Origin of the sequence: Corallococcus terminator (genome assembly GCF_049194865.1) — a bacterium.
GTDB classification, from domain to species: domain Bacteria; phylum Myxococcota; class Myxococcia; order Myxococcales; family Myxococcaceae; genus Myxococcus; species Myxococcus terminator_A.
This window is the reverse complement of record NZ_JBLZWL010000068.1, coordinates 1-18,088: the sequence shown is the minus strand read 5'-3', so window position 1 is coordinate 18,088 and position 18,088 is coordinate 1. Positions and strand designations below refer to the sequence as shown.

Genomic DNA, 18,088 nt, shown 5'->3' with positions numbered 1-18,088 from the left:
GCCATTGCCCGCGGACGTCTGACGCTTCAGCGACACCGTGCGCGGACGGCCCTGCGAGTCCGTCCACGTGTAGCGGTCCACCGGGATTCCTCCCACCGTGGTGGACTCGCGAGAGACGCCGTCACCCTGCTCCATGCCGGGGTCCGTGGGGCCGCCGTCGGGCCCCGCATCGCCGCCACCCGCATCCGAGCCCCCGGCGTCCGCCGTGCCGGCGTCACTCACTCCCGCATCAATCGGAGCCGGGTTGTCGTCGTCCGAGTCACAGGCCGCCAGGCAGAGGGCTGTCGTCAGCAACGTCAATTCGAGCCATCGTCCGTTCGTTCGCATGTATCGCAGCTATCACGACTCACGGTGTCTCGCGCCAGGGCGGTCTCCTGATTCGTCAATCACGAACCGTTCTGCTACGGAACTCCGAGCAGGCGCAGCCCCGCCGCCGTGACGGCCGCCGCCATCACCACCGCGATGAAGGGGAGCCGACGCCAGGCCAGCAGCGCGCCGACGAGCACCCCCGCTGGCCGCGCCCACCCCGCGAAGCCTCCCTGCACAATCAATGTCGACGTGGCCACGAGCGCCGCCAGCATCGCGATGGTCGCCATGGACATCAGCTCCTGCACCCTCGCGGACAGCTGGAGCCGCTCGCTCAACAGCGGTCCGGCGATTCGAAAACCATACGTCCCCAAGGCCAGCACCAGAATGGGCAACAGCGTCATCGCAGGGCCACTCCCACGGCGAGAATCGACAGCAACACCGGCACGCCCGCGGGCAACAACGGCGTCGCCGCCAAGGCGATGAGCGCCCCCACCAGCGCCACCCCGCGCGCCTTCGTGGCCTTGCGCTTCGCCGCCTCGGGCGCGTCCGTCTCCTTGGGCGGCAGCAGCGACGGCAGCAGCAGCGCGAGCATGCTCGCGGGGAACGCCGCGTCCAGCCCCAGCAGCTCGGGATTGCCCACCGTGCGTCCCGCCCAGCCCCCCACCACCACGCCCAGGTTCCACGCGACGAACAGCATGCCGCCACACAGCCAATACGCCGCGCGCTTGCGCCCGGGCTCACGCTGCGCGAGGGCGAACGCCACCGACTCGTCCACCATCAGATGCGCGCCCAACAGCCGCGTGGGCCAGCGCTTCCCCAATAAATCCGCCACCGCCATTCCAAACGGCAGGTGCCGCGCGTTGAGCAGCAGCCCGGCGAACACCGCCGCCACCGGCGTGGCCCCCGCCGCCACCATGCCCACCGCGACGAACTGCGCGCCGCCCGCGAACACCACCACCGACATGAACAGGGCCATCCACACCGACAGCCCCGCCGCCACCGCGAGCGCGCCAAACGACACGCCCACCACTCCGGACGCCAGCGCCACGGCGCCCACATCCCTGACGAGGGCGCGGTCCACATTTCCCATGCGCACCAATGTGGACAGAAGCCTGTCGTTCGTCAATAAGAACGACCATGCCGGTAAAACGAACGCCCAAGCCACCCCGCCCGCTGGATGCCATCGCCATCGCCCTGCGCCGGGAGCGCGAGCGAGCGGACGTGTCGCTCTCGGAGCTGGCCCGGCGCGCCAACCTCTCCAAGTCCACGCTGTCCCAATTGGAGGCCGGCAGCGGCAACCCCAGCATCGAAACGCTATGGGCGCTGGCCGTGGCCCTGGGCGTGCCCTTCAGCCGCCTGGTCGACCCGCCCACCCGCGAGGTGCGCGTCATCCGCGCGGGCGAGGGCGCGGCCATCCGCTCCGAGCAGGCCCACTTCACCGGCATCATGCTGTCCGCCTGCCCGCCAGGCGCGCGGAGGGATATCTACGTCATCAACCTGGAGCCCGGCGCCTCCCGCCACGCCCAGCCCCACATCCCCGGCAGCGTCGAGCACCTCGTCGTCAGCAAGGGCCGCCTGCGCGCGGGTCCCACCGACGCCACCGTGGAGCTGGGCCCCGGCGACTACGCCACCTTCTCCGGTGACGTGCCCCACACCTACGAGGCACTCTCACCCCACACCGTCGCCGTCATGGTCATGGAGCATGTGTAGGGACACCCACCCCCGGTGTGGTGGAACGCACGGCTCGTGGGCACAAAAATCCGCAAGCCATGAGAACAAGGAATTTCCGGAGCTGAACCGTCGCTCAGGACGTGGGAGACTCGGGGCCGAATGAGCACGGCCCCCATCCTCGGCATCGACTTCGGGACCACCAACACCTCGGCGGCCTTCTTCGACAAGACGGGCAAGCTGCGGTTGGTGCCCGTGACGGACAAGAGCTTCACGCTGCCTTCGGTGGTGTGGTTCCACGCGGCGGACAAGGCCATCGTCGGCTACGCGGCGCGGCGTCAAATCATCGACGACCCTCGCCACACCGTCTTCGGCGCCAAGCGCTTCCTGGGTCGCCGCTTCCAGTCCGAGTACGTGACGCAGCACAAGGACAAGTACGCCTTCGAGCTGGTGGAGGCCCCGGACGGCTACACCGCGGTGACGATGTACGGCAAGCAGACGTCGCTGACGGACGTCACCCAGTTTGTCATCCGGCAGATTCTCACGCTGGCGAACCACGCGGCCGGAGAGCCCTTCCGCGAGTGCGTGCTCACCGTGCCCGCGCACGCCAGCATCCGCCAGCGCGAGGCGGTGCGACAGGCCGCCCAGCAGTGCGGGCTCCAGGTGCGCGCCATCGTCAACGAGCCCACGGCGGCGGCGCTGTACTACGCCAACCTGCGCAACCCCGAGCAGACGGTGATGGTGTTCGACCTGGGCGGCGGCACGTTCGACGCCACGCTGCTCGCGGTGCAGAACCGCGTGGTGAAGGTGCTGGCCACCGGCGGCGACGCGTTCCTGGGCGGCGCCAACTTCGACGAGCGCGTCGTCGAGATGCTGGTGGCGGACTTCCAGCGCCAGCACGGCATCGACCTGCGCGGCAACCAGGTGGTGATGCAGCGGCTGGTGTTCGCCGCCGAGTCCGCGAAGATGACGCTCAGCGCTAAGGACTCCACCGTGCTGCGCGTGCCCTGCATCGCCCAGAAGGACGGCGGCTTCGTCGACTTCGACTACACGCTGACTCGCAAGCAGCTGGAAGCGATGGTCTTCCAGCTCATCGAGCGCGCCGCGTCCGCGTGCGACGACGTGCTGGAGCGCGCGAAGCTGAAGGCCGAGCACGTGGACGAGCTGGTGCTGGTGGGAGGCCAGACGCGCATGCCCGTCATCCGCGAGCGCTTCGCCCACTTCAAGCGCCTGTCCTCGGACAAGGAGGTCAACCCGGAGCTGGGCGTGGCCGTGGGCGCGGCGATTCTGGGGCGCAACCTGGCGCGCGGCATCAGCGGGCTGGCGGACGTGGTGCCCATGCCCATCGGCATCATGGTGCCCGGCGGCGCGCAGCACGAGGTCATCCCCGCCAACACCCCCGTGCCCGCGACGAAGTCGGTGACGCTGGAGCTGCCGCTCATCCCCGGCCCCATCTCCGTCGCCCTCTTCGAGTCGCTCGACACCACCACCGTGGAGCGCGAGCTGTTGGGCACCGTGCGCATCGACCTGGACTGGCGCACCACGCACAAGGGGCCCACCACCCTGGAGCTGCGCATGGGCCAGGACTTCATCCTCAACGCGGCCCTCGTCTCGCCCCAGGGCGCGCGCCACCCGCTGCCCATCACGGACTTGCGCGCCCCCAAGCGCGCCTCGTAGCGCGGGGAGACACCGGAAGCGGCTTCCGCCCGCCCCTTCCGGTGCGTGCTCACTGGTACTGGCTCGGCAGCGTCTCCGCGGCGATGGACTCGCCTGCTCCCGGGTCCATCACGATGATTCTGGCGGCCGTGTGCACGCCTCCGGCGATGTTGAAGCCCACCCGGACCTGGGCCTCGTCGGTCAACTGTCCAGCCTTGCGCGCGTCCGTCCAGGCGTAGGTGGTGCGGTCGTCGATGCGCAGCGTGAGGTCCTCTCCCGCGCCGGTGTCGTGGACCGTGAGGTGGTCCGGCCCCGCGTCGACGATGGTCCCGTTCACCACCTCGTCCACCATGTCCACGTCCAGGGTTGGGTTCTCGGTCTGCATGGCGCTCCCGTTCCGGAGGCTCCCCGCTCGGCTCCACCCTGACCACCAGGCGAGCCCGAGCCTCTTCGCCCGGCCGACACGGTGAGAGGAGGCCCCCATCCAGCCTTCAAGCTGACCTCGACGCGCGCGCTGGGCCAGCCATGGCCCGCGCCCCTGCCCCGACTCCCGCCAACGGAGCACCCCGGCGGGGAGCGGGCACGCCGGGCGCCCGCTCCCCGCTCGAGTCACCAGCGGCGACTACGTGCAGTTGGCGTTGTAGCCAGGGCCACCGAAGTAGAAGTACCGGCCCCAGCCACCCGGGTTGTTGCCCAGGGTGATGTCGTAGCAGTTGCTGTCATTGCGCCAGGCGCCCAGCGACGCGGCCTCCCGGTAGGTGTTGGTGGTGTCCACGTAGACCATGTTGCGCGTATAGGCCGCGAAGGTGAAGCCCTGCCCCGGGTAGGAGCCGCTGCCCATGTCCGTGGACGTGTGGAGGTTGCCATTGCGGTTGTCGATGATTTCGCCGCCGAAGTCGATGACGTCCGCCCGGTCCGCCAGGCCTGCGGCGTCGAAGCGCGCGCGCGGGTAGTAGCCCACCCAGATGTCCTGGTACTTCAGCCACCAGTTGCCGGTGGTGCCGTCCTTGAACCACATCAACTTGAACTCGTACTGCGGGCCATTGAAGACGCTGTACTGACTGAAGCCGCCGCCGATGGGGACGGTGGTATTGGTCTGGACGAACGCGCCGCAGCTCAGGTTGTAGCAACCGCCGCTGCCGTAGTTGTCGGGCGTGAAGTAGATGAAGAGGCGCGCCCGGTCGTCACCGTAGAGGTCCCGGTACTTCTGCCAGCCCGCCTCGACCGTCTCCAGCGTCGAGCCCGAGCCACGGACGACCCACATCTGCGACAGGCTGAACTCGCTGGACAGCTCCGTGAACGGGCTCCAGATGTTGAAGAAGGCCTCCGCGCCCAGGTTGGCCACGCCCTGGGAGGCGTGAGCGTACTGGTGCAGGGCCGTGGGGCCGGCGCGCAGGGACGGCGTGGGGCCCCCCAGCGAGCGGAGCTTGTCGGTCTCCACCGAGACGTTGCCGCGCAGGTGGCCGGGGACCTTGCTACGGAAGTCCTCCAGCGACTCGAAGCGCTTGAGCGTGTCGAGCGTCAGGCGAACGATGGGCACGGAGCCCGCCGGGCAGCGTCGCAGCGCGCCGGTGGCGTCCAGGTCGTCCGGAGCGGCCTCGAAGCCCTCCAACGTCGCGGGATGGGCCCGCCACCCGGCCTCGGGCGCCGTGGGGGACGGAGCGAGGCGGTTTGGCGGGAGCACGGGCTCGGTTCCTGGAGCCAGCTGGATGCGGTGGTTCTCCATGCCGGGCTGCCGCAGCGCGGGCTGCTCGTACAGCGGCACGCAGTCGATGCCATCACCGCCCTGGCTGGTGAAGCGATGCACCACGGCCTTCGCGTCGTAGAGCGAATCGACGTAGTCCTTCATCTTCGCCAGCTCCGCCGAATCACGGACGCGCTCCACCAGGCCCGCGGACGCGGACGACTCGGCTCCGGCGACGTCAGGCTCGGCGACCGCGCCACAACCCACGGCGCCCAGACACAGCCAGGACACAAGTCCCCATCGCATCCCTCGGTGCTGGACGCACGACGGCTTCTGCTGCTCGCGCATATGACGCCCCTCTTCCTTGTGGAATTGTCAGCTGCGATTCGCAGCATGACGGGGAATTAACGGCTCGCGCGGATTCCTTCGGTTCGAGGCCCGACTTCGTCATGCGAGGATGTGGCAACGCATTGGAGGACTTCGACATGGTGGGAAGATTGGCGTTGGGCTGGACGCTGGTGCGGGCTGTGTTTGGAATTGCACTGGGGCTGGGGCACGGGTTGCCAAAAGTCACCGGGGACATGTCCAGGTTCGCCTCGGGCGTGGCCGAGCTGGGGTTTCCCTTCCCGCTCTTCTTCGCGTGGTGTGCGTCGCTGGCGGAGCTCGTGGGCGGGGTGCTCGTGGCGGTGGGCCTGTTCACGCGGCCGGCCGCGGCGCTCGCGGGCTTCACGATGCTGGTGGCGTTGTTCCGCCACCGCGCGGACCCGTTCGGCCGCATGGAGCTGGCGCTGCTCTATCTGACGGTGATGGTGGCCGTGGCCCTCATCGGCGGCGGACCCTGGAGCCTGGACGCACGCGTGCGACGCAAGGCGTAGGGGCCTCGCGCTACGCGGCCACGCGCTCCACGCAAGCGGGTACGTCGTTCGTGGGGATGTTGACCACGCGCGAGACTTCGTAGGCCTCCATCCCGCCGTCGACGGCGGGCACGAGCAACGGCAACAACACCGCCGCCTCCTGGGGCTCCGGACGCAGCCACACCTCCTGTGCTTGTGGCGACAGGATGACGGGCATCCGGTCATGGATGGGCGCCATCAGCGCGTTGGGCCCCGTGGTGATGATGGTGCACGTGCGCAACACCTCACCCGTGTCCGGCGCCGTCCACTCCTCCCACAGCCCCGCGAGCGCCAGGGGCTTGCCGTCCTCGCGGTGGAAGAGGAAGGGCGTCTTCGGCTTCGTGGATTGCTTCCACTCGTACCAGCCATCCACCACCACCAGACACCGCCGACGCTTGAGCGCGCTGCGGAAGCTGGGCTTCTCCGCCACCGTCTCGCCTCGCGCGTTGATGAGCTTGTTGCCGATGCTCGCGTCCTTCGCCCACGAGGGGATGAGCCCCCAACGGAACGCATCCAACATCCGCGCTCCGTCATTGGGCACCACGGGCATCAACTGCGTGGGTGCCAGGTTGAAGCGCGGGCGGTCCACCGCCGCGCGAATACCCGCGAGCCCCAGCTCCACCACGAGCTGGTCTGGAGAAGTCCGAACGGTGACACGGCCGCACATGGGTCCGGAGTATCTCCCTGTCCACGACGAGACCCAAGCAGTCCGTGAAGGGCCGCCCTGGCGGCAGCCAGCCGGCCGACGCGGTACATTGCGGGAATGAGCGAAGACAACCGTTCGAACTTCGGCGGACCGTCGGAGCCGAAGAAGAATCCGAAGGTGTTCGGCGTCCCCGTGAAAATCGACCCGTACACCTCCGTGCGCCCGGAGCACCCCACCGGCGAGTACGGCATGCCCAACACCTCCACGAAGAAGAAGAGCGACAAGCCCTTCGACCCCTTCGCGGTCGTCATCGAGTCACCAGAAGGCGGCACTTGAACGACGCGGCGTGCTGAAACCGGCACCTCGCCCGCCACCCCTGGTCTACATAGGCGGGCCATGAACCGGTTCACGCTCCTGTCCCTCTGTGCCGCCGCTTCGCTCGTCGCCTGCACGGAACGCTCCTCCAAGCAGTCCCCTGACGCGGATGCGAGCCCCCCGACGCCTCGCGCGGAAGCCCAGGCGCCCGCCGTCGCGCCTCCCTCCTCCGCCCCCGCTCCAGCCGGAGTCGAAGCAGTGGGAACCCCGGACTCCGGTGCCATCGCGGACGGCGCCGGGCCCTCGGACGCGAGCACCGCGAAGTGCTCGGCGATGGGCCTGCCAGTACGCCCCGCGACCACCGGAGGTCCCCCGCCGCCGCCCAAGGCCGTGCAGAGCATGCGCGAGCGCATCATGGCCGCCGCCAGGGCCTGCGACTACGCGGAGCTGGCGAAGCTGGTCGACGAGAAGGGCAAGAGCGTGCGCTTCTCCTTCGGTGACGGGGACGACGCGGTGGCCTACTGGAAGGAACAGGAGGCCCAGGGCGAGCCCGTCCTCGCGCGCATCGTCCAGGTGCTGGAGCTGCCCTATGCGAAGCAGGGGGACCTCTACTACTGGCCCTGGCTTCACGTCACGGGGCTCAAGACTCCGCAGGACCGCAAGGCCCTCGCCGGCATCTACTCCGACGAGGAGTTGAAGGGCATGCAGGAGGCCTTCGAGGATGGCTATGTCGGCCTGCGCGTGGGCATCAGCAAGACGGGTGACTGGCAGCTCGCCGTCTCTGGAGACTGAGCTTCCCCGCCGTTCGCCGCTCCAGGACCACCACTCGCCGCGCGGACCCTGCTGTTCCCTGCACGCCCGGGAAGGGCGATGCGCGCGGCGACATCCTGGCGAGCATGAGAAGACTTCCGCTGTCGCTCGTGCTCGTCACCCTGCTCTTCGCCTCCACCGCACGCTCCGCCGAAGACACCGCGCGGCCCCGCGTCCAGGCCGCCCTGGAGGCCATGGGTGGTGAAGCACGGCTGCGAGCCCTCTCCAGCCTGCGACTCCACGGCATCGGCCACTGGAACCTGCTGGAGCAGTCCGAGCGCCCCACCCCACCCTGGCTCGTCTCGTACGAGCAGCTCGAGGAGGTTCGGGACCTCCACCAGCGCCGCCTTCGCCAGAAGACGGAGGGCCGAGGCGCGGGCGGCCTCGACACGTGGCAGGCCGTGACGCTGCTTCTGGCCGACGGTGTCGTCGCCATGGAGCGCGGTGGGAAGCTGTTCCCCGCTGGCGCCGCGCAGCTCAAGGACATGGAGGAGCGCCTCGACTTCGCTCCCGAGCGGGTCCTCCTCACCGCGCTGGCGGCCACCGACCTGCGCTCCGCTCCCGACACCGTGTTGCAGGACGTGCCTCACCACGTGGTGGCGTTCCACCACGGGCGCGCGACGGCGAAGCTGTTCCTCAATGCCCGGACCGGACTGCCCACGATGGTGGAGACCGTGGACGCGCACCCCGGAGACTTCTTCTGGAGCATCTGGGGTGACGTGCGCACCCGGCTGTCCTTCCAGTCGTGGTCCCTGGAGTCCGGAGGCCTGCGCTACCCGCGTCACTGGGAATGGGAGCGCAATGGCAACGCCTATCACTCCTTCACGGTGACGCGGCTGGAGCTGGACCCCACGCTGACCGAGTCGGACTTCGTCATCCCGGAGGACGTGCGCAAGGGCTTCGCGGTGCGGAGCCAGACGACAGCGGAGACGGCGCCACTGGGTCGGCCCGACCGTCCCGCCGTCGAGTTGGTGCCCGGAGTGGTGCACCTGCCCGGTGCCTGGGACGTGGCCCTCGTGAAGCAGGATGACGGACTGGTCATCATCGAGGCCCCGCTGTCCTCGGGCTACTCCTCACGCGTGCTGGATGAAGCCCAGCGCCGCTTCCCGGGCGTGAAGGTGAAGGCCGTGGTGTCCACCAGCGATGCGTGGCCTCACATCGGCGGCTTGCGGGAGTACGTCGCTCGCGGAGTGCCGCTCTACGTGCTGGACCTCAACCGACCTCTGGTGGAGCGAATGTTGAAGGCGCCCCGCACCCTCACGCCAGATGCGCTCGCGAAGTCGCCGCGCTCCGCGATGCTTCGGCCCGTGGGGATGCGCACCACGCTGGGCTCCGGGAAGAACCGCTTGGAGCTGGTGCCTGTGCGCACCGAGACAGGCGAGCGCATGCTCTTCGTCGGCCTCCCCGAGCACCACCTCCTGTACACCAGCGACCTGGTGCAGCCGATGCCGGACGGCTCGTTCTTCAACGTGCAACAACTCGCCGAGACAGTGGACGTCGTCGCGCGCGAGAAGCTGGATGTGGCCCGCGTCTTTGGCATGCACCTGAGCGCCAAGGCGTGGACCGATTTGACGACCGCCGTGGAGAAGGCGCGCGCTCCGGCCCCCTGAAGCTCCGCACCGGCCTCGCTCAGCGGGCCCGGCCGAGCCTGCGCTCCAGCGCGTCCTTGCGATTGCGGCTCACGCGCAGCCGCTGTCCCGTGCTCAGCACCACCACCGTCTCCGTGGGCGAGTCGTGGTGCAGCTCGCGAATGCGCTCCACGTTGACGATGATTGAGCGATGGATGCGCACGAAGCGCTCCGCGTCGAGCCGGGACTCCAGCGCCGCGAGGCTCTCTCGCAGCACATGCTCCCGGTCTCCGACGTGCAACGTGACGCAGTAGTCGTCGGCCCCAATCCAGTCGAGGTCCGCCACCGGCACGAGCACCGAGCGCGTGCCCACCTTCACCAGCAAGCGGTCCACGGACTCGTCCGGACGCGCGGGCTCCTCGGGAGCAATCGCCTCTGTCCCCCGCGCGGGAGCCGCGTCCGCCAGCAGGGCCGCGAGCTTCCGCCCCAGCTCCACCGCCTCTCCCTGGCGCAGTCGCTGCCGGGCTCGATTCAGCGCCTCGTCGAAGCGCTCCTCCGCGAAGGGCTTCACCAGGTAGTCCACCGCGTGCATGTCGAAGGCGCGGACGGCGAAGGTGTCATACGCGGTGACGAAGATGACCGCCGGCATCCGCTCCGCGCCCACTTCCCGGACGACGCCGAACCCATCCAGCTCCGGCATCTGCACGTCGAGCAGCACCAGCCGGGGCCTCAGCGAGTGGATGGCGTCCACCGCCTCGCGCCCATCGCGACACTCGCCACACACCGTCACGTCCGCGTGCCGACTCAGCGCCTGCCGCAGTCCTCGTCGGGCCAGCGGCTCGTCATCCACCAGCAGGACGCTCAGCTCAGCCACGCGCGCCTCTCACCCTGGACACCGCGGCGACGGGCTGGAACGGCAGCGTGACGGTGGCCACCGTGCCCACGCCTTCTCGCGGCGGAGCGACGACGACACGCCCCGCGTCGCCGTAGAGCTGCGACAAGCGCGCCCGCGTGTTGGACAGGCCGATGCCCGGACCTCGCTCCAAATCGAAACCCTCCGGAAGCCCCGGCCCGTCGTCCTCCACCTCCAGCACCAGCGCCGCGCCCTGGCGACGCGCACGGATGCGCAGCACGCCCGCCGCCGTGCGCGCGGAGACGCCGTGGCGGATGGCGTTCTCCACCAGCGGCTGGAGCACCAGGTGCGGCACCCACGCGTCGAGGAGCGCCTCGTCCACCTCCCAGTCGACGCGCAAGCGGTCCTGGAAGCGAAGCTGCTGAATCTCCAGGTAACGCGACAGCACCGCGACCTCTTCTCGCAGGGAGACCTCTTGCGTGGCGCCCTGACGGAGCAGCCCGCGCAGGATGTCCCCGAGCAGCACGAGCATCCTCGCGGCCGTGTCCGTCTCCCGCTCACGCACCAGCACGACGATGGAGTTGAGCGTGTTGAACAAGAAGTGAGGATGGAGCTGGACCTGGAGCGCCTCGAGCCGGGCCTCCGAGAGTTCGATAGCGAGCGCCGCGGCCAGTCGCTCCTTCTCTCGTTCCCTCTGCTGGGAAGCGAGCGACTGCGCCACGCCGACCACCGCCGCGTAGGTCATCGCCGTCATCGGCAGCCAGCCCAGCGCGTACCGCAGCAGCATCAGCGCGAAGGAGGCTCCACTCCCGCCCATTCCCGGAACGAGAGTTCGTTGCGAGGCGGTGTACACGAGCGCGAAGAGGCCCCCCACGCCCAGACAGGCCAGCAGGTGGACGGCCCAGGCTCGCACCTGGAAGGGACGCCCCAGGCGCCATTGGCGGGCGAGGTGGAAGACGAGCGGCGTAGCGGGCACCCACACGTACCAGGCTGGGAGCTGCGACAGGAACGCGCGCCAGGGCTCCAGGGGCCTGGGGCCCGACAGGCTGAAGAAGTACGTCTCCAGGGCCGACAGCGTCCCCGGCACGGTCCACACCGCGACCCACCTCAGCCATCGCCGCCACGCGGAGGACGGCGTCTGTTCTTGCAGCGGAGTCACGGTCCTCCGAGTCTATCGGAGCACCTGGAAGAGACCTACGTCGGCTTCGAGTCCCGAGCGCTCCCTTGGGACATGCATCCCTCGCCACCTCGGAAGGCCAGGGCACGGGCAGGGGCATCGCTTGCGAGCCGTCGTCCCGGTGCTCACCTGTCGGAGAAGGAGGCCAAGGCCCATGGGACTCGGACGGACGAAGGCGATACCTACCCTGGCGGTGACGGACTTGAAGACGGCCCGGCGGTTCTATAGCGAGGTGCTGGGATTGGAAGAGGTGTCCGAGCTGGGGGAGGACGGCGCGGCCATGTTCCGTGTGAGCGGAGATTCCTTCCTGCTGCTCTATGAGCGCTCGACGCCGTCCGGCTCCACCGCCACCGCGTGCTCATTCGCCGTGGAGGACGTGGAGGCGACGGTGGACAGCCTGCGGCTCGCCGGCGTGAAGCTCGAGGACTACGACATTCCGGCGATGGGCATCCAGACGCGCAATGGCATCGCCACCATGGGCGACATCAAGTCGGCGTGGTTCAAGGACCCGTCTGGCAACATCCTGGCCATCGACAACTCGCTCTCCTCGCTGGAGCAGCGCGCGCGCGGGCCTCGCAAGGGCCTGCCCGGGGAGAACTTGCACGCCTGAGGCACGGCGAGGGCGCCGCTAGGTCGGCAGCTTGATGCCAGACAGCCGCTGATACAGCTCCACCGCGAAGCCGTCGGTCATCCCGGAGATGTAGTCCGTGACGCACAGGAGCCGCTGGTACATGGACAGTCGCGCGAGCGCCCCGCCGATGTCCTCGTTGAGCGAGAGCGGTTTGTCCGGCCGCTGGAACAGCTCCAGCGGGAGGAGCTGCCGCAGCTTCTTCTCCTCGCGGTTGGGCGTGTCCGTCACCACCGCCGCCGCGAACATGTCGAGCAGGCCCCCCAGCGTCTTGAAGCCCGCGCTCTCGATTTGCAGCACGCGCTCACTCTCGTAGCCCTGGCGCCGCGTCAGCTCCTTGATGGCCTTCAGCGGAGCGCGAATCTCCTCGCGCGCGGAGACCAGGGGCGTCTCCCACTCCCCCACCTCCATCGCCTCCACGTGCTCCAGGAACACGCGCACGCTCGCCTGGATGAGTACACCAATCGCTCGAGCCCGAGCCTGCGCCATCCGCGTCTCCGGGTGCGCCGGAGGCGGCCGGGTATCGGGCTTCCCCGGAGGCAGCACCTTGTCCAGCAGGTCGCAGGCCTCCTTCGTCGGAATCAGCCCGAGCTTCGCGGAGTCCTCCAGGTCGATGACCGCGTAGCAGATGTCGTCCGCCGCCTCGACGAGGAAGGCCAGCGGGTGCCGGGAGAAGACACCCTTCTCCCGCTCGAGCAGCCCCGCGGAGCGATACGCCTCCAGTGCCAGCTCCTCGTCGTCCTGGAAGTAACCGAACTTCTTCTCCGACACGCGCCCCTTCACCGGCTCGCGGCCTCCGGGAAGGACGGACGGGCGCGGGTACTTGCTCATCGCCCCCAGCGTCGCCGCCGTGTAGCGCAGGCCACCGCGCCGCTCGCGTGACTGGAGCCGGTTGAGGATGCGGAAGCCTTGCGCGTTGCCCTCGAAGCTCTCCAAGTCCCTCCACTCCTCGGCGGAGACGAAGGGACTCGGGCGCTGGGACGGCGCGCTTCCCGGCGCGGCGAGATGCTTCTCCACCCAGTGCTGGATGGCGGCCTCACCCGAGTGGCCGAAGGGCGGGTTGCCGATGTCGTGAGCCAGGCACGCCGCCGCGACGATGGTGCCCAGGTGCGAGGGCTCCACCTTCACGTCCTGCGCCTTCAGTCCCCGGCCCGCGAGCTGTCCCAGCGAACGCCCCACGCAGGACGCTTCGATGCTGTGGGTCAGCCGCGTGCGCGTGTAGTCGCTCGACGACAGGGGGAAGACCTGCGTCTTGTCGTGCAGACAACGGAACTCGCTGGAGAAGACGATGCGGTCGTAGTCCACGTCGTACGGAGTGCGCTCATCCAGCAGCAGGCTCTCGTCGACGACGGGCGGCTTCTCCACGAGCGCCTCCGCCGGCTTCACGTCCGAGCCCACCCGGTGCCTCGAGAGGAACTTCTGCCACCGCTCCGTCCGACTGCCGCTGCCCACGGATGCCTCGCTGTCGCCGCGTGAATGACTCCGGCTGTCCATGCTGCCCCGCTCACACGCCGAGGCAAGTTTTCCCGGGACCTCCAGCCCGGGGCACCTCCTCCCACCCCGGCAGGCGGGCGACGGCTCCGCTGTCCGAGGGGCCTCGTGGTGCTGGACGAGAGAGGCCTGCCTGGGCAGCCTGCACCACCGGTTCCCTACCCCATCGGAACCCAAGGAGTCCCACGTATGAAGCTCAAGGCGTTGTGCATCGCCGTGTCGCTGCTGGCCGTCCCGGGCGTGGCCGCCGCGCAGAGCCCCCTCGACTCCATCAAGAAGGCCGCTGGAGACGCGGGCAAGTCCACCGTCGAGAAGCGCGTCAACACCAAGCTGACGGACGAGGCGAAGAAGAACCAGTGCAGCTTCAAGACGGGCACCGCGGAGCTGTCGCCCGGCTGCGACGGGAAGCTCAAGAAGCTCGCCAGCGCCCTCATCGACGCCAAGAAGCAGCTCACCAGCGCGGGCGTGAAGACCTACAAGTTCGAGGTCTCCGGCCACACCGACTCGACGGGTGATGCCGCGAAGAACAAGCAACTCAGCGAGCAGCGCGCGGAGGCCATCGTCAAGGAGCTGGTCGCCCGAGGCATCTCCCGGAGCGAAATCATCGCCGTGGGGCTCGGCGCCGCGCGCCCCCTGGTCACGCCGGACAACACCGAGGCGAAGAAGGCGAAGAACCGGCGGTACGAGCTCCAGGTCCGCCTGTAGTCGTCCTCAGTGCGCCAGTCGCGGCGCCGTCCGCGTCTCCGCGGGCGGCGCTGCCTGCTCCACGTCGTCGCGCGCCTGGGCGGCCGGGATGAAGGTCATCGCGCGCTCGGCGAGCGCGGTGATGGTGAGCGAGGGATTGACGCCCGGGTTGGCGGAGATGGCCGAGCCATCCACGACGAACAGGCCCTCGTAGCCGAAGACGCGGTGGCGATGGTCGATGACACCCGTCTGTGCTGAGTCGCCCATGCAGCAGCCGCCCAGGATGTGCGCGGTGGTGGGGATGCCCAGCACCGTCTCGCTCACCATCGTCATCGGGTAGCCGTCGAGCTTGTCGGACACGCGTTTGGCCAGGTCGAACGCCTCCGGCATGTTGGAGGTGGGCGCGGGGCCCGACTGCAAGCCCGTGGTGAGGCCCTTGCGAAGGCCGGTGGTCAGCCCTCGGCCGCGCCGCATGCGCAGGTGGCCTTCCAGCGTGCGCATGTAGAGGAGAATCATCGTCCGCCGCGCGAAGTCCGGGACGAACCAGGCCTTGAGGAAGCGCAGCGGATGCCGCGCGAGCAGGCCGAAGAGTCGCGCGACGCGCGTGAGCATCGTCGCCCCGCGCACCTGCGGCGCCATCAGCAGGCGGAAGAACCCGGAGCCCGCCGAGTAGCGCACCGGCTCCAGGTGCGAGCGCTCGTCGGTGTGCAGGATGGAGCCGATGGCGATGCCCTTCGAGAGGTCCTGGTCCTTGCGCCCGCTCACGATGCCCACCAGGGCCTCGGAGTTGGTGCGCACGCCGTCTCCCAGTCGCTCGGACAGGTGGGGCAGGCCGTCTGGCCGCTCCTTCAAGCGCAGCAACAGGTCCACCGTGCCCAGCACGCCTCCGGCGAAGACGACGTTGCGCGCGGTGAAGCGCAGCGTCTTCCGGGAGAACAGGCCCGTGCCCTGGCGCGCCTCCACCTCGTAGCCTCCGTCCGGCAGGGGACGCACCCACGTCGCCTCGGTGTCGGCGTGCAGCGTGAGGCCGCGCTTCTCCGCGAGGTGGAGGTAGTTACGGTCCAGCGTGTTCTTCGCGCCGTGGCGACAGCCGAGCATGCAGCCGCCGCAGGCGATGCAGCCCGTGCGCTCCGGGCCCTCTCCGCCGAAGTAGGGGTCCTTCACCGTGACGCCCGGCTCGCCGAAGTACACGGCCACGGTGGAGGGCTCGAAGCCCTGACGGCCGAGGTCCTTGCCTACTTCCGCGAGCACCTGGTCCGGCAGCGTGGTGAGCGGATTGGCCGTGGCGCCGAGCATCCGTCGCGCGGTCCGGTAGTGCCCGGACAGCTCGTCCTTCCAGCTCGCGAGGTGTCCCCACGAGGTGGCCTGGAAGAAGTCGTCCTTCGGCTCGGGCAGCGTGTTCGCGTAGACGAGCGAGCCTCCGCCCACTCCCACACCGGACAGCACGGTGACGTGGCGGAAGAACGTCATCTTGAACAGGCCGCGCCAGCCCACCTGCGGCATCCACAGCCAGCGCTTCAGGTCCCAGTTCGTCTTCGGGAAGTCGGAGGCGAGCAGACGCTGGCCCTTCTCCAGCATCACCACGCGGTAGCCCTTCTCGGTCAACCGCAGGGCGCTGACACTGCCGCCGAAGCCCGAGCCGATGATGAGCCAATCGCAGTCCATGCGTCTCCCGTCCTCACGTTCGATGCGCCACCACGCCAAGCCGTCGCGACCGGAGCGACCTGCTCTGCCGCGGCACTCTATGCGAAACACGTCGACTCCCAGGGCGCCGTGAAGCCCGTCCGCACCGCCGTGCCGCCCGCCTGTCCAGCAAGAGGGTGCACAAAGCCTTGATTTTCGCACGTGAGCGTGGCGAGGAGCCCTGACAGGCGGGTCCGCACCCACTGCGAGGAGCGGCTGCGCTGAAGCCCCTCCTGCCCGAGTCAGGAGGTGCGCGCGCCCAGGGACTCGTGCGGCATGACGACATATGTTCCGCCCATGCCCCACGACGCCTTCATCACGAGCCTGGGAAAGTTCCTGCCGGGCGAGCCCATCACCAACGAGCAGATGGAGGACTATCTCGGCAAGGTCCGAGGGCGTCCCTCGCGGGCCCGGGCCCGCGTCCTGTCGCAGAACGGCATCACCCAGCGCCATTACGCCATCGACCGCGAGCAGCGCAGCCTGTTCCGCAACTGGGACCTGGCGGTCCACGCCATCCATGATGCGCTGTCGCGCTCGCCCATCTCGCTGGGGGAAATGGACCTGCTCGTCACCGCGACGACACAAGCGGACCTGGTGCTGCCCGGCTTCGCCAGCCAGGTGCACCGCGCGCTGGGAGGGCCCGCGTGCGAGGTGGCGTCACTCCAGGGCATCTGCTCCAGCGGAATGCAGGCGCTGCGCGCGGCCACCCTCCAGGTCGTCGGCGGAGAGGCTCGCCGCGCTGTCGTCTGTGCCAGCGAGCTGGTGAGCCGGTTGCTGAAGGCCAGTCACTACGAGGAAGTCACGGGTGAGGACACCGTGCCCTTCGAGGCCGAGTTCTTGCGCTGGATGCTCTCCGACGGCGCGGGCGCCGCCGTGGTGCAAGACCGACCGCACCCCACCCGGCCCAGCTTGAAGGTGGAGTGGATGGACATCCGCTCTCACGCGAACCGGCACGAGCTGGGCATGTATGTCGGCGCGAACCGGGGGGCGGACGGGGGTTTTGGCCCGGGGTGGATTGACTCGCCCACGTTCGGCGAGGCCGCGGCGTCGGGGGCCTTCAACATCAAGCAGGACATCCGTCGGCTGGAGTCACTGGTCGCGTTGGGGGTGGATGGGTTCTTCGCGCTGATGGACCAGGGCCGGCTCAAGCCGGACGAGGTGGACTGGTTCTGCATCCACTACTCCTCGCACTTCTTCAAGCAGCCCATCGTCAAGTTGCTGGAGCGGGGCGGCGTGCGCATCCCCGAGGAGCGCTGGTTCAGCAACCTCTCCACGCGCGGCAACACGGGCTGCGCGTCCATCTTCCTGATGCTGGAGGAGCTGGTGAACGAGGGCCGGGTGCGCCCGGGGCAGCGCATCTTCTGCATGGTCCCCGAGAGCGGCGGCTTCATCGCCTGCTACGCGATGCTCACCGTCGTCGCGCCGGCCCGGGCCATGGTTCCCGACGTGGGAGTCGGCACGCCCGCCGCGAACACGCAGACCGCTGGGGAGCTGGGGCCGCTGCCGTTGAGTCCGAAGGAGGGCGGAGACCCGGTGCGCGAGAAGCTGGTGCGTGAGCTGACGCGTGTCTGGGTGGACTTCGAGGCGAAGCTCCAGCGGGTGCCGGTGCTCGACAAGCTGTCGCGCGGCGTGTTCACGGTGGAGGACTACCGGGAGCTGCTCATCAACATGCGCCAGCAGGTGGTGGAGGGCTCGCGGTGGATTTCCCGCGCGGCGTCGAGCATCACCGCCGAGCACCTGGCGTTGCGCTCGTCGTTCATCCGCCACGCGCGGGATGAGCACCGGGACTACGAGATGCTGGAGCGGCACTACGTGTCGGTGGGTGGCACGCACGAGGCCATCACCCGTGCGCCGAAAAACATTGGAAGCGAGGCCTTGTCGGCGTGGATGTTCCATCGCGCCAGCCAGGAGAATCCGTTCGATTTGCTGGGGGCGATGTTCATCATTGAGGGACTGGGCAGCCGCGTGGCACGACGCTGGGGCCTGGCCATCCGGGAGCAGCTCTCGCTGGAGGACGAGCAGG

At 69.1% G+C, this 18,088-nt stretch carries 18 protein-coding genes and 1 pseudogene; 9 read left to right on the top strand and 10 right to left on the bottom strand.

The window, feature by feature from the left end:
• The 3 genes and pseudogenes from ACN469_RS21770 to ACN469_RS21760 all read right to left on the bottom strand — a co-directional run.
• A pseudogene (locus ACN469_RS21770) lies at window positions 1–327 on the bottom strand (hypothetical protein); the annotation flags it as partial.
• A gap of 74 nt (window positions 328–401) precedes the next feature.
• Window positions 402–710: an AzlD domain-containing protein gene (locus tag ACN469_RS21765; protein WP_498770659.1), complete on the bottom strand. Its 309-nt coding sequence runs from the start codon at window positions 708–710 to the stop codon at window positions 402–404.
• Complete coding sequence (locus tag ACN469_RS21760; RefSeq protein ID WP_498770658.1) at window positions 707–1,357, bottom strand: AzlC family ABC transporter permease; 651 nt, start codon at window positions 1,355–1,357, stop codon at window positions 707–709. Before ACN469_RS21760 ends, ACN469_RS21765 begins: the two co-directional genes overlap by 4 nt.
• A gap of 89 nt (window positions 1,358–1,446) precedes the next feature.
• On the opposite strand from ACN469_RS21760, the gene ACN469_RS21755 reads away from it, so the two are divergent.
• Together ACN469_RS21755 and ACN469_RS21750 are read left to right on the top strand one after the other, a co-directional pair.
• Window positions 1,447–2,019 carry a helix-turn-helix domain-containing protein gene (locus tag ACN469_RS21755; protein WP_498770657.1) on the top strand — a complete coding sequence of 191 codons (573 nt, stop codon included), beginning with the start codon at window positions 1,447–1,449 and terminating at the stop codon, window positions 2,017–2,019.
• Window positions 2,020–2,139: 120 nt separating this feature from the next.
• The gene (locus ACN469_RS21750; protein ID WP_498770656.1) at window positions 2,140–3,654 is read left to right on the top strand and encodes an Hsp70 family protein; all 1,515 of its coding nucleotides are present in this window, start codon (window positions 2,140–2,142) and stop codon (window positions 3,652–3,654) included.
• Window positions 3,655–3,703: 49 nt separating this feature from the next.
• Here the strand turns inward: ACN469_RS21750 and ACN469_RS21745 are convergent, their stop codons facing one another.
• A complete protein-coding gene (locus ACN469_RS21745) occupies window positions 3,704–4,018 on the bottom strand; it encodes a hypothetical protein (RefSeq protein ID WP_498770655.1) in 315 nt (104 codons plus the stop codon).
• 237 nt (window positions 4,019–4,255) lie between these two features.
• The gene (locus tag ACN469_RS21740) at window positions 4,256–5,665 is read right to left on the bottom strand and encodes a neprosin family prolyl endopeptidase (protein ID WP_498770654.1); all 1,410 of its coding nucleotides are present in this window, start codon (window positions 5,663–5,665) and stop codon (window positions 4,256–4,258) included.
• A gap of 137 nt (window positions 5,666–5,802) precedes the next feature.
• Between ACN469_RS21740 and ACN469_RS21735 the strand changes: the two genes are divergently transcribed.
• On the top strand, window positions 5,803–6,192 hold the full coding sequence (locus tag ACN469_RS21735) for a DoxX family protein (protein ID WP_498770653.1): 390 nt from the start codon (window positions 5,803–5,805) through the stop codon (window positions 6,190–6,192).
• A gap of 10 nt (window positions 6,193–6,202) precedes the next feature.
• Here ACN469_RS21735 and ACN469_RS21730 read toward each other — a convergent pair whose 3' ends face one another.
• Entirely contained in the window at window positions 6,203–6,877 is a 675-nt protein-coding gene (locus ACN469_RS21730; RefSeq protein ID WP_176434039.1) for an SOS response-associated peptidase, read from the bottom strand.
• Between the two features lie 96 nt (window positions 6,878–6,973).
• On the opposite strand from ACN469_RS21730, the gene ACN469_RS21725 reads away from it, so the two are divergent.
• The 3 genes from ACN469_RS21725 (at window position 6,974) to ACN469_RS21715 (ending at window position 9,591) form a co-directional block, all read left to right on the top strand.
• Window positions 6,974–7,192, top strand: coding sequence for a hypothetical protein (locus ACN469_RS21725; protein WP_174453428.1), 219 nt, complete (start codon window positions 6,974–6,976; stop codon window positions 7,190–7,192).
• Between the two features lie 60 nt (window positions 7,193–7,252).
• Entirely contained in the window at window positions 7,253–7,963 is a 711-nt protein-coding gene (locus ACN469_RS21720; protein WP_498770652.1) for a hypothetical protein, read from the top strand.
• 104 nt (window positions 7,964–8,067) lie between these two features.
• Window positions 8,068–9,591 (top strand): MBL fold metallo-hydrolase, encoded by a 1,524-nt coding sequence (locus tag ACN469_RS21715; RefSeq protein WP_498770651.1) that lies wholly within the window; start codon window positions 8,068–8,070, stop codon window positions 9,589–9,591.
• 19 nt (window positions 9,592–9,610) lie between these two features.
• Here the strand turns inward: ACN469_RS21715 and ACN469_RS21710 are convergent, their stop codons facing one another.
• Both ACN469_RS21710 and ACN469_RS21705 read right to left on the bottom strand, forming a co-directional pair.
• Window positions 9,611–10,423, bottom strand: coding sequence for a LytR/AlgR family response regulator transcription factor (locus ACN469_RS21710; RefSeq protein WP_498770650.1), 813 nt, complete (start codon window positions 10,421–10,423; stop codon window positions 9,611–9,613).
• Window positions 10,416–11,561 (bottom strand): sensor histidine kinase, encoded by a 1,146-nt coding sequence (locus tag ACN469_RS21705; RefSeq protein WP_498770649.1) that lies wholly within the window; start codon window positions 11,559–11,561, stop codon window positions 10,416–10,418. The genes ACN469_RS21710 and ACN469_RS21705 overlap by 8 nt, the downstream gene beginning before the upstream one ends.
• Before the next feature lie 172 nt (window positions 11,562–11,733).
• Between ACN469_RS21705 and ACN469_RS21700 the strand changes: the two genes are divergently transcribed.
• Window positions 11,734–12,189 (top strand): VOC family protein, encoded by a 456-nt coding sequence (locus ACN469_RS21700; RefSeq protein ID WP_498770648.1) that lies wholly within the window; start codon window positions 11,734–11,736, stop codon window positions 12,187–12,189.
• Window positions 12,190–12,207: 18 nt separating this feature from the next.
• On the opposite strand, the gene dgt is transcribed toward ACN469_RS21700, so the two are convergent.
• Window positions 12,208–13,605 carry a dGTP triphosphohydrolase gene (gene dgt / locus ACN469_RS21695; protein ID WP_498770660.1) on the bottom strand — a complete coding sequence of 466 codons (1,398 nt, stop codon included), beginning with the start codon at window positions 13,603–13,605 and terminating at the stop codon, window positions 12,208–12,210.
• A 282-nt stretch (window positions 13,606–13,887) separates the two neighbouring features.
• Between dgt and ACN469_RS21690 the strand changes: the two genes are divergently transcribed.
• On the top strand, window positions 13,888–14,403 hold the full coding sequence (locus ACN469_RS21690) for an OmpA family protein (RefSeq protein ID WP_498770647.1): 516 nt from the start codon (window positions 13,888–13,890) through the stop codon (window positions 14,401–14,403).
• Window positions 14,404–14,409: 6 nt separating this feature from the next.
• Here the strand turns inward: ACN469_RS21690 and ACN469_RS21685 are convergent, their stop codons facing one another.
• A complete protein-coding gene (locus ACN469_RS21685; protein WP_498770646.1) occupies window positions 14,410–16,047 on the bottom strand; it encodes a GMC oxidoreductase in 1,638 nt (545 codons plus the stop codon).
• A 294-nt stretch (window positions 16,048–16,341) separates the two neighbouring features.
• On the opposite strand from ACN469_RS21685, the gene ACN469_RS21680 reads away from it, so the two are divergent.
• Window positions 16,342–18,088: beta-ketoacyl-ACP synthase III (locus tag ACN469_RS21680; RefSeq protein WP_498770645.1), on the top strand; the 1,747-nt coding region annotated here is incomplete at its 3' end.

Excerpts from the sequence above, each read along its gene's own strand:
- ACN469_RS21685 (WP_498770646.1), bottom strand. The coding sequence starts at position 16,047 with ATGGACTGCGATTGGCTCATCATCGGCTCGGGCTTCGGCGGCAGTGTC.
- ACN469_RS21765 (WP_498770659.1), bottom strand. The coding sequence starts at position 710 with ATGACGCTGTTGCCCATTCTGGTGCTGGCCTTGGGGACGTATGGTTTT.
- ACN469_RS21740 (WP_498770654.1), bottom strand. The coding sequence starts at position 5,665 with ATGCGCGAGCAGCAGAAGCCGTCGTGCGTCCAGCACCGAGGGATGCGA.
- ACN469_RS21735 (WP_498770653.1), top strand. The coding sequence starts at position 5,803 with ATGGTGGGAAGATTGGCGTTGGGCTGGACGCTGGTGCGGGCTGTGTTT.
- ACN469_RS21730 (WP_176434039.1), bottom strand. The coding sequence starts at position 6,877 with ATGTGCGGCCGTGTCACCGTTCGGACTTCTCCAGACCAGCTCGTGGTG.
- ACN469_RS21745 (WP_498770655.1), bottom strand. The coding sequence starts at position 4,018 with ATGCAGACCGAGAACCCAACCCTGGACGTGGACATGGTGGACGAGGTG.
- ACN469_RS21720 (WP_498770652.1), top strand. The coding sequence starts at position 7,253 with ATGAACCGGTTCACGCTCCTGTCCCTCTGTGCCGCCGCTTCGCTCGTC.
- ACN469_RS21750 (WP_498770656.1), top strand. The coding sequence starts at position 2,140 with ATGAGCACGGCCCCCATCCTCGGCATCGACTTCGGGACCACCAACACC.
- ACN469_RS21715 (WP_498770651.1), top strand. The coding sequence starts at position 8,068 with ATGAGAAGACTTCCGCTGTCGCTCGTGCTCGTCACCCTGCTCTTCGCC.
- ACN469_RS21725 (WP_174453428.1), top strand. The coding sequence starts at position 6,974 with ATGAGCGAAGACAACCGTTCGAACTTCGGCGGACCGTCGGAGCCGAAG.
- ACN469_RS21755 (WP_498770657.1), top strand. The coding sequence starts at position 1,447 with ATGCCGGTAAAACGAACGCCCAAGCCACCCCGCCCGCTGGATGCCATC.
- ACN469_RS21700 (WP_498770648.1), top strand. The coding sequence starts at position 11,734 with ATGGGACTCGGACGGACGAAGGCGATACCTACCCTGGCGGTGACGGAC.
- ACN469_RS21690 (WP_498770647.1), top strand. The coding sequence starts at position 13,888 with ATGAAGCTCAAGGCGTTGTGCATCGCCGTGTCGCTGCTGGCCGTCCCG.